The sequence below is a fragment of the Litorivivens sp. genome (assembly GCF_057445395.1).
Genome location: NZ_JBVBUV010000018.1, coordinates 47,620 through 60,977, shown reverse-complemented (window position 1 = coordinate 60,977; position 13,358 = coordinate 47,620). Strand labels below are relative to the sequence as shown.

The 13,358-nt window shown below is 55.8% G+C and carries 15 protein-coding genes and 1 tRNA gene; 12 read left to right on the top strand and 4 right to left on the bottom strand.

Translation table 11 applies throughout. From position 1 onward, the window contains the following. Window positions 1–80 (top strand): UvrB/UvrC motif-containing protein (locus AC222A_RS07705; RefSeq protein WP_486774822.1); only part of this gene is annotated, 80 nt, incomplete at its 5' end. A 97-nt stretch (window positions 81–177) separates the two neighbouring features. Beyond that, window positions 178–254: transfer RNA gene (locus AC222A_RS07700), tRNA-Val, on the top strand. A 95-nt stretch (window positions 255–349) separates the two neighbouring features. On the opposite strand, the gene AC222A_RS07695 is transcribed toward AC222A_RS07700, so the two are convergent. The 3 genes from AC222A_RS07695 to AC222A_RS07685 all read right to left on the bottom strand — a co-directional run bounded on the left by AC222A_RS07695 (window position 350) and on the right by AC222A_RS07685 (window position 3,187). Further along, on the bottom strand, window positions 350–1,099 hold the full coding sequence (locus tag AC222A_RS07695) for an MOSC domain-containing protein (protein ID WP_486774821.1): 750 nt from the start codon (window positions 1,097–1,099) through the stop codon (window positions 350–352). 140 nt (window positions 1,100–1,239) lie between these two features. Further along, window positions 1,240–1,734: a methylated-DNA--[protein]-cysteine S-methyltransferase gene (locus AC222A_RS07690; protein ID WP_486774820.1), complete on the bottom strand. Its 495-nt coding sequence runs from the start codon at window positions 1,732–1,734 to the stop codon at window positions 1,240–1,242. 1 nt (window position 1,735) lies between these two features. Beyond that, window positions 1,736–3,187, bottom strand: a complete 1,452-nt coding sequence (locus AC222A_RS07685; RefSeq protein WP_372783751.1) for an AlkA N-terminal domain-containing protein — start codon at window positions 3,185–3,187, stop codon at window positions 1,736–1,738. A 132-nt stretch (window positions 3,188–3,319) separates the two neighbouring features. Between AC222A_RS07685 and AC222A_RS07680 the strand changes: the two genes are divergently transcribed. From AC222A_RS07680 to AC222A_RS07670, 3 genes are read left to right on the top strand one after another with little or no spacing between them, the layout of a single operon-like run. Then, window positions 3,320–4,387: an NAD(P)H-dependent amine dehydrogenase family protein gene (locus AC222A_RS07680; protein ID WP_372783444.1), complete on the top strand. Its 1,068-nt coding sequence runs from the start codon at window positions 3,320–3,322 to the stop codon at window positions 4,385–4,387. A 48-nt stretch (window positions 4,388–4,435) separates the two neighbouring features. Then, window positions 4,436–5,194: a class II aldolase/adducin family protein gene (locus AC222A_RS07675; protein WP_372759349.1), complete on the top strand. Its 759-nt coding sequence runs from the start codon at window positions 4,436–4,438 to the stop codon at window positions 5,192–5,194. A gap of 18 nt (window positions 5,195–5,212) precedes the next feature. Then, on the top strand, window positions 5,213–5,629 hold the full coding sequence (locus tag AC222A_RS07670; protein WP_372783446.1) for a hypothetical protein: 417 nt from the start codon (window positions 5,213–5,215) through the stop codon (window positions 5,627–5,629). Here AC222A_RS07670 and AC222A_RS07665 read toward each other — a convergent pair. After that, window positions 5,558–6,778, bottom strand: a complete 1,221-nt coding sequence (locus AC222A_RS07665; protein ID WP_486774819.1) for a hypothetical protein — start codon at window positions 6,776–6,778, stop codon at window positions 5,558–5,560. The two genes, AC222A_RS07670 and AC222A_RS07665, sit on opposite strands and share 72 nt — an antisense overlap. Before the next feature lie 129 nt (window positions 6,779–6,907). Here AC222A_RS07665 and AC222A_RS07660 point away from each other — a divergent pair, with 129 nt between their 5' ends. From AC222A_RS07660 to dmpG, 7 genes are all read left to right on the top strand, one after another. Beyond that, the gene (locus tag AC222A_RS07660; RefSeq protein ID WP_372750352.1) at window positions 6,908–7,771 is read left to right on the top strand and encodes an SDR family NAD(P)-dependent oxidoreductase; all 864 of its coding nucleotides are present in this window, start codon (window positions 6,908–6,910) and stop codon (window positions 7,769–7,771) included. Window positions 7,772–7,781: 10 nt separating this feature from the next. Continuing rightward, the gene (locus AC222A_RS07655; protein ID WP_372759669.1) at window positions 7,782–8,207 is read left to right on the top strand and encodes a GlcG/HbpS family heme-binding protein; all 426 of its coding nucleotides are present in this window, start codon (window positions 7,782–7,784) and stop codon (window positions 8,205–8,207) included. A 205-nt stretch (window positions 8,208–8,412) separates the two neighbouring features. After that, window positions 8,413–9,624: an acyl-CoA dehydrogenase family protein gene (locus AC222A_RS07650; RefSeq protein ID WP_486774818.1), complete on the top strand. Its 1,212-nt coding sequence runs from the start codon at window positions 8,413–8,415 to the stop codon at window positions 9,622–9,624. A 15-nt stretch (window positions 9,625–9,639) separates the two neighbouring features. Continuing rightward, window positions 9,640–10,470: an alpha/beta fold hydrolase gene (locus AC222A_RS07645; protein ID WP_372750030.1), complete on the top strand. Its 831-nt coding sequence runs from the start codon at window positions 9,640–9,642 to the stop codon at window positions 10,468–10,470. After that, the gene (locus AC222A_RS07640) at window positions 10,463–11,248 is read left to right on the top strand and encodes a fumarylacetoacetate hydrolase family protein (RefSeq protein ID WP_372799612.1); all 786 of its coding nucleotides are present in this window, start codon (window positions 10,463–10,465) and stop codon (window positions 11,246–11,248) included. The genes AC222A_RS07645 and AC222A_RS07640 overlap by 8 nt, the downstream gene beginning before the upstream one ends. Window positions 11,249–11,345: 97 nt before the next feature. After that, entirely contained in the window at window positions 11,346–12,260 is a 915-nt protein-coding gene (locus AC222A_RS07635) for an acetaldehyde dehydrogenase (acetylating) (RefSeq protein ID WP_372759416.1), read from the top strand. A gap of 15 nt (window positions 12,261–12,275) precedes the next feature. Further along, entirely contained in the window at window positions 12,276–13,304 is a 1,029-nt protein-coding gene (gene dmpG, locus AC222A_RS07630) for a 4-hydroxy-2-oxovalerate aldolase (protein WP_372781244.1), read from the top strand. Window positions 13,305–13,358 lie beyond the last annotated feature (54 nt).

The window sequence follows — 13,358 nt, the reverse complement described above, 5'->3', positions numbered from 1 at the left end:
CCAAAAACCTCGAATTTGAAGAAGCGGCCCGAATCCGGGACCGGCTGGCCGAGATCAAACAGGAGTTGTTTGTTGAATAAGGTCATGGGGGCGCGCTTAAGGGATTGAGTATCGCGGGGAGCGTGGCTATAATGCGCGTCCTTCGCAGTGGTCAGGGTTGCCCCCACGCGTTGCAGTACGACCGTAGCTCAGCTGGTTAGAGCACCACCTTGACATGGTGGGGGTCGGTGGTTCGAGTCCACTCGGTCGTACCATTTTTTCAAGCGGCTCGCCTGATCCTTGCGGAAATGGCGGGCCGTTTTCATTTCCGGCTCAGAAATTTGCTGTCGGGTGACAGCAGGGTCGCCTCTCAGGGCTGTTCAAATTCACTGCCGGCTACCAGTTCTCCGTTACTTTCGATCATGCCATAGACCCCCATATTCAGGTGGCCGAAGGCTTTTTTCATGCCCTGGAGGGTTTTGTCGCGTCGGGCGTTTTGAGGGTCTACGTTGATTGCGGCGCAGCGGTCAGTAATACGATAGATGCGAATTCTTACGCCACTGATCTCCAGCGTTTTTCCAAGCCAGGTTTCTTCCTCCCACGCCGGTACGCCGTCGAGGTAGAGGTTGGCGCGAAAGCGGCGTGGATCAATCGGGTATCCAAGGGCGTCTTGCAACGCCATCACACTATTGAGGTTGATCAGCGACACTGATTGGTGGGACAGGTCGGTAAATGCCAGCCCTGGCGCGGAAATAAGTCTAGCGGGCCCCTGAATAGCCTCTCCCAGGTAATCACTCATAAACCTTTCGAATGCGTCGTGGCCGTCTGGACTTTCCAATGCGAAGCGATGGGAGGTATTGCGTTCTCCGACTGTGAGCGTAGCCGTGGCAGGTTCAAAGCCAATAGCGAGAGCCGCGAGTTTTTCGTGCTTCATCTGCACCACAAGATTCTGCTTTTTTATATGGCAGGGATTGGCCGGGTCAAAAGCTGTTGTCTGATCGCCTATAGCGTAGCGACGATCAAAAGGTAGGCGTTCACCTGCGCTTGCTGCGATGCGGTTCAACGCCACGCCCTGTAATCCTTTGACCGGGTAGTAATAAAGCTGGCTCAGTGTTGGCATACGGTTTCTTCCAGGAGTAGTGAACGGCGGCTGGGATTACCAGTATCGCATCCCGTGGCGCGTTTGAATTGGGGCGCGGGAGGGAGTGTTTACAGTTTACTGTAGAGCGTCAGACAGGTCTTCGGGTGATTGTCTGTGGTTCAGTCGGCGGCTGAGCACTCAATGTTCGCTGCTTCAAACTTCAGTAACCAGCGCTTTGCAGCCAGACCGCCGGCGTAGCCCGTGAGTTTTCCGGTGCTGCCTATAATTCGGTGGCAGGGCACGACAATGGCAAGCGGGTTGCGACCGTTGGCCGAACCAACGGCGCGCACGGCGCGGGGAGAATGAATAGTTTGCGCAATATCGCGGTAACTGGCTGTGGTGCCGTAGGAAATACCGAGCAATGCTCGCCACACCGACTGTTGAAAGGTGGTGCCCCTCGACATATCCAATGGCAATTCAAAGTGCTGCAACTCTCCCGCGAAATACGCCTGTAACTGAGTGATGGCGTCTGCCAGCTCTGCAGAGTCTTCACGTAGGGCCGGCGTCGCTGTGAAGCGGGTGTCGGACCCCAGCATGACTTCGCTGATTGCGTCGCGTGTGCCGGTAATACGAATTGGGCCAACCGGGCTGTCAATGGTAGCGGTGCAGGGCATGTCATCCTCCAGCGTTCAGACTGTTCCACAGGTGAATGGCGGCATAGGCGCGCCACGGTCGCAATGTTTCTGCAGCGCGTTGCGAGGCTTTCGGGGTAGTTACCCTGAAGGCTTTCATCAATGCCAAGTCGGACGCGGGAAAGGCGTCCGGGTCGCCTAAAGCTCGCAAGGCAATATATTGGGCCGTCCAGGGGCCGATGCCCGGAAGTGATTCCAGCTCGCGGCATACGTCGGCGCTGTTGTCGCCATAGTCAAAGTGCAGCTCACCCTGCGCAAGGGCGTCGGCGAGACTTTTTAGCGTTGCTGCGCGGCGTGAGGTCAAGCCCAGTGCAATCAGCTCTTGTTCCGCTGCTACGGCGATGACTTCGGCGCGCGGCGGCAGCCGAGACAAGCCAGCAACAGGTGTATCCAAAGTTTCGCCAAAGCGTTCACACAGACGATTGAATACGGTGCTGGCCGCTTTAACGCTGACCTGCTGACCAATGATCGCTCGCGCAGCTAGCTCAAAGGCATCCAGAGCGCCGGGCAGGCGCAGCCCCGGTGTCTGCTGTATCAGTGGTTTGAGTTGCGGGTTTTGCGCCAGATGGGAGTCGATAGTGTCGGGGTTTGCGTCGAGATCGAAGTAGTGCCGCAAACGCATGGTCAGAGACGCAAAAGCCGGTGACAGCACAGGACTCGCATTGACGACCAGGCAGTGTTTTTTATCGTCTATCGTGGCGCTGAACCACCCTCTGAGGTTGCCCAGATGGAGTGTTTTACTCAAGACGCCGTTGCTCAGCTCACTGGTGCCAGCAGCGCTGCGACTGTGCAGAAACTGCGCCAGACTATCCCAGTGCAGTGGTGGGCGATAACCCAGGCGAAAGCTCAGGGCGCCGTTGTCTGTTTTGCCGGTCTGCTTCCGGAGTGCACTGGGTGTAAGCCTGTAGTGTTTGCGAAAGGCATCGTTAAAGCGCCGAACGCTGGAGAACCCGCTGGCAAAAGCGATGTCAGTGATACTGAGTGTGCTGTCGGTGAGTAACTGCTTGGCGCTTAGCAGCCGGGCCGTTTGCGCCATTGCCAAGGGGGATGCGCCGAATTCTTTCTCAAGGGCCCGACGTATATGCCGGCTGCTGACGCCCAGCTCACTTGCCAGGGTTTCCAGTGAACCATCGTTCAGGGCACCGCGACGAATCCGGTTGGCGGCTGTATGAGCCAGCTTGCCTACGGCGTCTTCACGCGAGTGCCCGGGAGCGAGTTCAGGGCGGCAGCGCAGGCAGGGGCGAAAGCCCGAGCTCTCGGCAGCTGCGGCGCTAGGAAAAAAGCGGCAGCGCTGTGGCTGTGGCAGTCGCACGCGACAGATGGGCCGACAATAGACGCCGGTACTGGTTACCCCAACATAGAATGCGCCGTCAAAGCGACTGTCGCGGGCGGCAAGTTGCTGGTAGCACTGGTCGGGGTGTAGTGTGTTTTCCATAGTGGCATTCTAGCGCCATGGCGCGATTGGGATAGCCATTTTCGGACCTGTTCCTGTTTAACCCCTTGTAATGTCTGTGTGTGCTCAGGGGGCCTATGATGAGACTTGATAACGATAATGAGGATAGCGGATATGAAAGTCGCAGTTTGGGGAACGGGTAACGTCGGCCGCCCGGCGATACGGGCAGTGCTAAACCATGCCCAGTTGGAACTGGTTGGCGTGATCGTTTCCAGTGAGGCGAAAGTGGGGCGCGACGCGGGCGAATTGGCCGGTGTGGCGCCGGTCGGTTTGAAGGCCACGCTCGATTATGACGCCGTGCTCGCCCAAGGCCTGGACGCAATGATCTACACCGCCTCGGCAGATATCCGCCCCGACGAAGCGTTGGCAGATTTACTGACCTGCCTGAGGGCTGGGTGCAATGTGGTCAGTACCTCCTTTTACGACTTTTTGCATCCGGCGCTGGCGCCCCGGGAATCGATGGACAAGGTGGAGGCTGCCTGCCAAGAGGGTAAGGCGAGCCTGTTTGTGTCGGGTATCGATCCCGGCTGGGCGATGGATATCATGCCCGTCTTCGGCAGCGGCATGGTGTCGGGTATTACCCAGATTCGCTGCCAGGAAATATTCAATTATGCGCTGTACGACGCGCCAGATATTGTCCGCTATGTGATTGGCTTTGGTCAGCCAATGGAAGAGCTCCCGCTTATGCTGCACAGCGAAGTGCTGCTGAAAATCTGGGAGCCTATGGTGCGGCTGGTTGCGCAGGGCGTAAATGTTGAGCTGGACGAAGTGACAACGCAGGTGGAACGACGGCCACTGGAAAAGAGTGTTGATGTGAAAGGTATGGGCACTTTTGAAAAAGGTGGTCAGGGCGCTTTTCGTTTTGAAGTGATGGGGATGAAAAACGGTAAACCCCTGATCGTTGCGGAACATATCACGCGTATTGATGCCAGCTGCGCACCGGACTGGCCGTATCCACCGAATGAGGGTGGTTGCCATCGGGTGTTGATTTCCGGCGACCCTGATCTGGAGATTACGGTACACGGCCATGATCATCATGATTCTGGTGCTGCCGCGGGTGGTAATGCGACAGCGGCAAACCGTGTGGTGAATGCCATTCCGGCGGTCTGTGGAGCGGCACCGGGCGTTGTGTCGCCATGGGATTTGCCAGCAATCACCGGCGCTGCGCAAATAAAATGTTAGGTGTGCAGGTGTTTTGTGATCGATTGAGCAAGGTCGGAGAATAACGCAATGAATGATGAGCTACTCAAATTGCTGGCACCGGTGCCACAAAAGCGCCCGCTGTTGCCGGAGCTGTCGCCGCAGGCGGAGCTGGCGCTACTGTGCCGGGTGTTATTCAGAGACGGCTACAACGATCATATAGCGGGGCATATTAGTTACCTGCAGGATGATGAAACGATTTTGATCAACCCTTGGGAGCTGGCTTGGGACGAGCTGACAGCGGGGGATATCCTGCGACTTGATAAAACGGGCAAGGTGATCGAGGGCGGTTGGAACGTGACCCCGGCAGTCAACCTTCACACTGAAATCCATGCCCGCCGCCCTGATGTCAACGTTATCATTCATAACCATTCCCGCTATGGCACGCTCTGGGCTAATGCCGGGCGGGTGCCACCGATCTACGATCAGACCTCGGCGCAGGTGAACGGTGAATTAAAGCTGGTAGATGAATACAACGCGGCGGTGAATGACACCAGTGAAGGCGCCCGCTGCGCAGAATTGCTGGGTGATGCAAAGTGGGCGCTGCTGGCTAACCACGGCGTGTTGGTTGTGGCAGACAGCATCGCGCAGGCCCATTTGCGTGCTGTAACGCTCGAGCGGCGGGCGCGCACTGCCTATGAGGTAGAGGCGCTCGGTGGTGGTAAGCCCATGGTCGAGAGCGTTGCCGATTCAGTGGGCGAGATGATCGATGGCAATGGCTTCCCGTTTTTATGGGAGGCCATGGCCCGGCGTGAACTGCGCAGCGATGCCACGATTCTTGATTGTTAAACCGCCCCGCTTTGCTTCATGGCGGTAGACAAAGCAAACCCGGTCCATCGGCGCAGAGCTTTGTTCTGGCTGATTGTGCTCAGCTTGCCGTTACTGGCGCTGATGGCTCAGCTCGATCACTTGCCGCAATGGTTGGGTGATTCTTCGGCGTCTTTTGAACTGCAAGTGCGTTGGTTGGTGGCGCTGCTCGTGCTACTGAGCCTGCCGCTGGCTATACCGCTGGTGCTGTTGTGGCGTCTGGCAGAGCGGACGCGAATCGCAACACGCTTTCCGCCACCGGGTACATTGCTGTTGCGCGATACTCCAGTGCGCGAAGGGAGGGCAGCGTTACGCTACGCCCGTCTTCTGAAACTGCTGACAGTGTTACTTGCCTTGGCCATTGGCGCCATTCCCGTCGCCTTGCTTCTGATGCTGAGGGCGATTACCGGAAGCTGAAGAGGCAGGTAATGGGCGTCGCCCGAGTTTTTCGGTCTGGTGGACAAGAATCGGTGTGGATAGATCAACACCCTGAGCGATGGATTCTTCGAAGACTTTCTGATTGATCATAAATCGTGTGCCGAAAAGATGCTGGCGTACGGTGCGGGTTACCTTGGTGTTGGGGATTGCTTCCAGGTAGTACCACAGCGTGTAGGTGAGCGCGTAGTCGCCGGCCTGAGTAAGCGCCCATTCGAATTCACAGTTGGCGTTGATCCGGTTTTGCTCGTTGTCGCCCAGCGCTTCAGCGACAGCGCTAAACATTGTGTCTATGCGACGGCGATATTTCTGCAATTCGATGTTGCGCTCTTCTGGGTCGGTCGCCTGAATTTCGGGGTAGCCAATGTTGTATTGTAGGGATTCCCGCAGGCCGTCTATAGAGGCGCGTTTTGTGAGGTTTTCTACCGTCAGGTTGATCAGTTTGCTGTTGCGAATCAGGGAGCGGTGGTTGTTCTGAATGTTTAGCAAAATGGTGTAGATGAATGTCACTTTGTTGATGATGTAGATATTGGGGTCACCCTCAAGGCGCACTGTGTCTCCGTCTGACATCATGTCGGAATTGAGAATCACCATGCCGTAGTAAATATCCGGCGCCCAGATTTGGTTGGTCAGTGCCATAAAGGCGAAGAGCAGACCAAAAATCCCGGTGGTTTCGAGCAGACTGTCCAGGCCCCAGATTTTGATCAGGGCATAGATGACTACCAGTACCAGAACGACAACGGCAAACAACTCCATCAAGCGACTGTTGTAGCTGTCGAGATAGACCAGCTTGTCGTCGATTTTCCGCTCAATGCCAAAGCGCTGACGAATGAAATGGGAGATCACATTGAAGACAAAAATCGCGCCGTATACCGGCACCAATGACAGTCCCAACCGTATGAAAAACTGGTGGTAATCCGGCAGTAGCCATACCAGTACAAGGTCAGCGAGGGTGAGCACCAGCAGCATGTAGGCCATGACGCGCAGCAGACCCTGCTGAAAGTCGGTGTTGCGTCCGTCATTGAAGGCCAGTGAGATCGGTCGCGCTGCGATAATCAGAATAATATTGAGCAGGGCGACCAGACCATGGGCCAGAAGTTGTGAGCCAACCAACGATTCGACAAGTTCCACAGCGTGCTCTCTAACAGGGTTTACGCCATTGTGCCGTCATTTGCGGGCCGCTGCTACAAATGGAGGAGGCAGCGCATTGGGCGAGCTGCGATACTGGCCATTGGTAGCCAATAATATGGAAAGTGAGATATGGGGCTGATTAGAGATCGGGTAGTGGTTGTTACGGGTGCCAGTCGGGGCGCAGGCAAGGGTATTGCGCTAGCGCTCGGTGCCACGGGCGCGACTGTTTACGTGACCGGGCGCAGCCAGCGCGAGGGCGATGCACCGCTGCCGGGAACCGTTTTTGCGACTGCCGATGAGGTGACCGCGCGCGGCGGCAAAGGTATCGCCGTCGTGTGTGATCACAGCGACGACACCCAAGTAAAGGCGCTGTTTGAACAGGTTGAACGCGAGCAGGGACGCATTGATATTCTGGTAAACAATGCGCTCTATGTTCCTCCGGAACTGGTGCAGCACGGCCCGTTTTGGGAAAAGCCGCTTAGCTTGCAGGCAATTCTGGATGTGGGAATGCGCTCGACCTATGTGGCCAGTTATTATGCGGCGCCGCTGCTGCTGAAGGCCGGGGCTGGGCTCGTGGTTAACACCTCTTCCTTTGGCGGGCGTTGCTACATGCACGGCCCGGCTTACGGTGCCGGCAAGGCAGCGGTGGATAAAATGGCCCACGATATGGCTGTCGATTTCAAGCCTTACAATGTCGCGGTGGTTTCCCTGTGGATGGGGCTCTTGAAAACTGAGCGCAGCCAGCAGGTATTTGATGCTGATCCGGAGCTGTATCGGGAGATGGAAGCAACCGCTGAGAGTCCGGAATTTCCGGGGCGTGTTATTGACGCTCTGGCGAAAGATCCTACACTGATGGAACGTACTGGCAAAGTTTGGGTGGGGGCCGAATTGGCCGAGGAATACTCGGTTGTGGATGTAGACGGCAAAAAGCCGCCTTCTCACCGGCCGATGTTGGGTGATGTAACCACTTTCAGCGATGCTGTCATTGAGTAGGAGTATTGATGTGGCTGCCCTGACCTTTTCAACAGAATCTATCTCGTCTGCTGCGGCGCTGGCGCTCATTGATGCTGCGGTTAACAAAGCAAATGCCATGGGGGTTGCGGTTGCAGTTGCCGTGGTCGATACCGATGGCATGCTCAAGGCCTTTCATCGCATGGATCATACCCCGGTCATAGCTGTAGACGCCGTGCCGGCGAAAGCGCGGGCGGCACTGATGGGGCTGAGCACGGAAGAGCTGGCGGAAGCCCTGAGCAATAACCAGGCAAACCTGCTGTCGATGGTAACGATGAAGGATGTCACTTTACTCGGTGGCGGATTGCCGATTCGTTCCGGCGAAAAGATCATCGGCGCTATTGGTGTCGGCGGTGCGTTGACTGAAGAAGATGTCAAAATCGGCGAGGCAGCGTTGGCGGTGCTAGAGTCTATGTAGTCGCCGCGCAAGTGCATTGCGAGTGAGCGCATTGGCGCTGGCTCGGCTTCTTTCCTTCCTTTCCGGACTAAACCCTTGCCACACTGGCATAAATTCCCCGGGTAGTGGCCCAATTCCAGAACCGAATATGGCCCATTTGGACTATAGGCGCGGGGCGTCAATCCGCTAAAATTTTCGCCTTTAGTTCAAACTGGGAGTAATGGCGATGGACGGAACAGTTCACGTAAGCAGCGACAAGGGTCTGAATTCCGAACTGGCACAAACTCTGCTCCAGCGAGCGCAGGATTTGCAGCCGGTATTGCGTGAGCGCAGCGCCAAAGCCGCCGAGATCCGTCGTATTCCCGATGAAACCATAGCCGACTTTCAGGCAGCGGGCTTTTTCAAAATGCTTCAGCCCGAGCAATGGGGCGGCTATGCGCTTGATCCGCAGGTGTTTTACGCAGTTCAAATGAAGATTGCCGAAGCCTGCATGTCCAGCGCCTGGGTACTGGGCGTGGTCGCTGTGCACAACTGGCAGCTGGCTCTGTTTGACGATCAGGCGGCGCAGGATGTGTGGAAAGATGACCCAACCACCCTGATTTCCTCCTCATACGCGCCGGTTGGCAAAGTTGAAAAGGTCGACGGCGGCTACAAGCTCAGCGGTCAATGGGGCTTTTCCAGCGGCAGCGAGCATTGCGACTGGGTGTTCCTCGGCGCGGTAGTACCGGAAGAGGGCGCGCCCTTTGATATGCGCAATTACCGAACCTTTTTGGTGCCCAAAGCCGATTACGAAATTATCGACACCTGGCACGTAGTCGGCCTGAAAGCCACGGGCAGCCAGGATGTCCGTGTGGAAGGCGCCTTTGTACCTGAGCACCGCACGCACAAACTGATCGACGGCCACAACTGCGATAACCCCGGCAATAAGGTCAATGACGCGCCGGTGTTCCGGCTGCCATTCGGCCAGGTATTTGTGCGCGCGGTCTGTACCGCCTCGCTGGGTGCGCTTGAGGGCGCACTGGCTGCTTACGTTGAAACCGCCAAAACGCGAATGGTTGGTCCGGCCAAAATGGCAGATGACCCGTTTGCCCGCCGTTTGGCCGCCGATGTGAAAACAGCGATTGTGGAAATGAAACGCACCATGTTCAGCAATTTCGACGCCATGATGGAGTGCGCCCGCGCCGGTCAGCCCATCGCTATCGATGACCGTGTTCAGTATCGTTTTGATTCGGCCGTTGTGGCAGATCGCTGCGCCGAACTGAGCGCCCGCATGCTTAAAGCCGTGGGCAGCAAGGGGATATTTCTGGGTAATGACGTGTTGGAGCGGCATCTGGATATCATGGCCAGTCAGGCCCACGTGGCCAATAATGTAAACATGTACGCCAACAACTTTGGCGGTGTACAGTTTGGCAACGACAATACAGATCTGAACCTCTAAGCAGGGAGCTGAGCGATGGCACAATTGGTAGAAGGATTACCTGAAGGTAAGTACGCCAAGCTGGCCAACGGCCACACCATTCACTATCTGGATCAGGGTAGTGGTGAGCCGGTGGTGTTTTTACACGGTTCAGGCAGCGGCGCCAGTGGTCACAGTAACTTTAAATTCAATTATCCCTTTCTGGCCGAGAATGGCTATCGTTCCATCGTGCCGGATCTGATCGGCTACGGTTATTCGGACAAGCCCGATGATGTGGAATATCACATCGATTTTTTTGTGGAGTGCGTTAAACAGACGCTCGATGTCATCGGCGTCGATAGCGTGCACTTGATTGGCAATTCCCTGGGCGGCGCGATAGCGATTCGCTATGCGCTGACCTATCCGGATCAGGTAAAAACCCTGAACCTGATGGCGCCAGGCGGCATCGAAGACCAGCCCTCGTATTTCGCGATGCCTGGCATGGCGATCATGAAGGAGGTGTTTACCGGTGGCCCGAATAAGGACGCGCTGGAACAGTTTATCCGTCGCGGCCTGGTATATGATGAGTCGGTGGTGGACGAACAACTGGTCAACGAGCGCTGGGGCATTTTTCAGCAGCAGAATATGCAGGTGATCAACACTATGGTTGTTCCCAATGTTGAAGACCGGTTGGGTGAGCTGAACTGCCCGATTATTGCGTTCTGGGGTGCTAACGAAAACATGATGCCGGAAACCGGTATCGCCAAGCTCACCAAAAAGTGTAAGAACATACGCCTGACAATCGTTTCCGAGTGCGGCCATTGGGTGATGGTGGAGCACAAGGAGCTGTTTAACCGCATGACACTGGATTTCTTGAAAAATGGATAAAGCCAGACAGGAAGCGCTGGGCGATGAGCTGTATCACGCTCTGACGACCCAGACTACGTTGACGCCCTTTACCGAGCGTGAGGCCGATATCACCATTGATGACGCCTACTATATTTCTCTGCGCATGGTCAGCCGCCGGGTCGAAGCCGGTGAAAAGATTATCGGCAAAAAAATAGGTGTTACCAGTAAGGTAGTACAAGACATGCTGGGCGTGCACCAGCCGGATTTTGGTTTCCTGACCGATAAAATGGAATATGAAAACGGTGCTGATATTCCAGTTGCGGGCAATCTGATTGCACCGCGTGCCGAAGCAGAAATCGGCTTTAAGTTGAAAAAGGATCTGGTCGGCCCCGGTGTTACCGAGCAGGATGTGCTCGATGCTACCGATTACATTATGCCGTGTTTTGAAATTGTTGATTCACGTATCAAGGACTGGAAGATCAAGATTCAGGACACCGTGGCAGACAATGCATCCTGTGGTGTATTTGTGCTGGGTAGCGAAAAGGTTGATCCACGCGATGTGGATCTGCCGAATCTGAAAGTGGTGGTGAAGAAGAACGGCGAGTTTCTCAGCGAAGGCTTGGGCAGTGCGGTGCAGGGTAACCCGCTGACGGCAGTGGCCTGGTTGGCCAATACGCTGGGCGCCTACGATATTCCCTTTAAAGCCGGCGAAGTGATTTTGTCTGGTTCTCTGGTGCCGCTGGAGAACGTGAAGGCTGGCGACAATATGGAAATGGTTCTGGAAGGGGTTGGCAGCGCGAGCTGTCAATTTGTTTAAGTAGATTCTTCGCGGGCAGGGCCCGCTCCCACAAATTACTATCCGACATGTGGGGGCGGGCCCTGCCCGCGAAAAAGCATGGCAAAAGAGAGGCATCATGGCTGAAAAAATCAAGGCAGCAATCATTGGTCCCGGCAATATCGGCACCGATCTTCTGATCAAGGCACTGCGCAGCGATTACATCGAACCGGTCTGGATGGTCGGTGTGGTTCCTGATTCCCCCGGTCTTGCGCGCGCGCAGGAGCTGGGCCTGAAAACGACCGCCGATGGCGTAGATGGCATGTTGCCAACCATGAAGGCAGATGGTGTACAGATCTGCTTCGATGCCACCTCTGCTTACGTGCACGCGGAAAATTCGCGCAAGGTGAACGAGCAGGGCGCCGTCATGATAGACCTCACTCCGGCTGCCATCGGCCCCTTTTGTGTGCCTCCGGTGAATTTGAAAGACGCGGTCGCCGCGCAGGCCATGAACGTAAACATGGTGACTTGCGGCGGGCAGGCGACCATCCCGATGGTGGCTGCGGTATCTCGAGTACAGAAAGTAACCTACGGTGAAATTGTGGCAACGGTGTCGTCCAAGTCTGCTGGCCCCGGTACCCGAAAAAATATCGACGAATTCACCCGTACTACGGCCAATGGTATTCAAACCGTAGGTGGTGCCGACAAGGGCAAGGCGATCATCGTGATCAACCCGGCCGAGCCACCGCTGATCATGCGTGACACCATTCATTGCCTGACAGAAGACGAACCGGATCAGGATGCGATTCGCAAGTCTGTCGACGAGATGATTGTTGAAGTACAGAAATACGTGCCCGGCTATAAACTGAAAAATGGCCCGGTATTCGACGGCAAGCGCGTGTCCATTTTTATGGAAGTAGAAGGCTTGGGTGACTTCCTGCCCAAGTATGCGGGCAATCTGGATATCATGACCGCCGCCGGACTGCGCACAGCAGAAATGTACGCTCAGGAAATTCAGGCTGGCCGTTTCGAGCCCAAGCCGGTTGCCGCTTAAGAGAGGATTTGCAGCATGGATTTGAAAGGTAAAAAAGTCACCCTGCACGATATGTGTCTTCGCGATGGTATGCACGCCAAGCAGCACAAGATCAGCCTCGACGAAATGGTAGCCGTGGCCAAGGGCCTTGATGACGCCGGTATGCCGATGATCGAAGTGACCCACGGCGACGGCCTTGGCGGCGCGTCGGTGAATTACGGCTTTCCTGCGCACAGCGACGAGGAATACCTGAAGGCAGTTTGCGGTGCGGTTAAAAAAGCGAAAATTTCAGCGCTGCTGCTGCCCGGGATTGGAACTGTAGATCACCTGAAGATGGCAGTTGATTGCGGTGTAACCACCATTCGGGTAGCCACGCATTGCACTGAAGCTGATGTATCTGAACAGCACATCCAAATGGCCTCGGAGATGGGTCTGGATACGGTTGGCTTTTTGATGATGGCGCATATGATCGAGCCGGAAGAAATTCTGGAGCAGGCCAAGCTGATGGAAAGCTATGGCGCAAACTGCATCTACTGCACCGACTCTGCAGGTTTTATGCTGCCAGACGATGTGGCTGCGCGTATCAGCCTGTTGCGCAAAGAACTCAAGCCGGAAACCGAGTTGGGCTTTCACGCTCACCACAACTTGAGCCTGGGTGTGTGGAACTCGCTTGTGGCGGTTGAGCACGGTGCCAACCGTATCGACGGTTCCGTTGCGGGTCTGGGTGCCGGTGCCGGTAACACACCATTGGAGGTGTTTACCGCCGTCGCTGATCGCATGGGCGTGCAACACGGCATTGACCTCTACAAAATCATGGATGTGGCCGAAGAAATCGTTACGCCGATTATGGATCAACCGATCCGTATTGACCGCGACGCGCTGGTACTGGGTTATGCCGGTGTGTACTCTTCTTTCCTGCTGTTTGCCCAACGCGCCAGCAAGAAGTACGGCGTATCGTCTCGCGATATTCTGGTGGAACTGGGTCGTCGTCGCACCGTTGGCGGTCAGGAAGATATGATCGAAGACTTGGCGCTGGATATGGCCAAGGAGCAAGGCAAGCTGTAAGTGGTTGCGTCAGACGCCAGGCGTCTGACGCGCTATAGGCTTAGCTTTGATCTC

Coding starts and splice junctions, on each gene's coding strand:
- AC222A_RS07690 (WP_486774820.1), bottom strand. CDS start 1,734: ATGCCCTGCACCGCTACCATTGACAGCCCGGTTGGCCCAATTCGTATT.
- AC222A_RS07650 (WP_486774818.1), top strand. CDS start 8,413: ATGGACGGAACAGTTCACGTAAGCAGCGACAAGGGTCTGAATTCCGAA.
- AC222A_RS07675 (WP_372759349.1), top strand. CDS start 4,436: ATGAATGATGAGCTACTCAAATTGCTGGCACCGGTGCCACAAAAGCGC.
- AC222A_RS07685 (WP_372783751.1), bottom strand. CDS start 3,187: ATGGAAAACACACTACACCCCGACCAGTGCTACCAGCAACTTGCCGCC.
- AC222A_RS07645 (WP_372750030.1), top strand. CDS start 9,640: ATGGCACAATTGGTAGAAGGATTACCTGAAGGTAAGTACGCCAAGCTG.
- AC222A_RS07680 (WP_372783444.1), top strand. CDS start 3,320: ATGAAAGTCGCAGTTTGGGGAACGGGTAACGTCGGCCGCCCGGCGATA.
- dmpG (WP_372781244.1), top strand. CDS start 12,276: ATGGATTTGAAAGGTAAAAAAGTCACCCTGCACGATATGTGTCTTCGC.
- AC222A_RS07670 (WP_372783446.1), top strand. CDS start 5,213: ATGGCGGTAGACAAAGCAAACCCGGTCCATCGGCGCAGAGCTTTGTTC.
- AC222A_RS07635 (WP_372759416.1), top strand. CDS start 11,346: ATGGCTGAAAAAATCAAGGCAGCAATCATTGGTCCCGGCAATATCGGC.
- AC222A_RS07695 (WP_486774821.1), bottom strand. CDS start 1,099: ATGCCAACACTGAGCCAGCTTTATTACTACCCGGTCAAAGGATTACAG.
- AC222A_RS07660 (WP_372750352.1), top strand. CDS start 6,908: ATGGGGCTGATTAGAGATCGGGTAGTGGTTGTTACGGGTGCCAGTCGG.
- AC222A_RS07640 (WP_372799612.1), top strand. CDS start 10,463: ATGGATAAAGCCAGACAGGAAGCGCTGGGCGATGAGCTGTATCACGCT.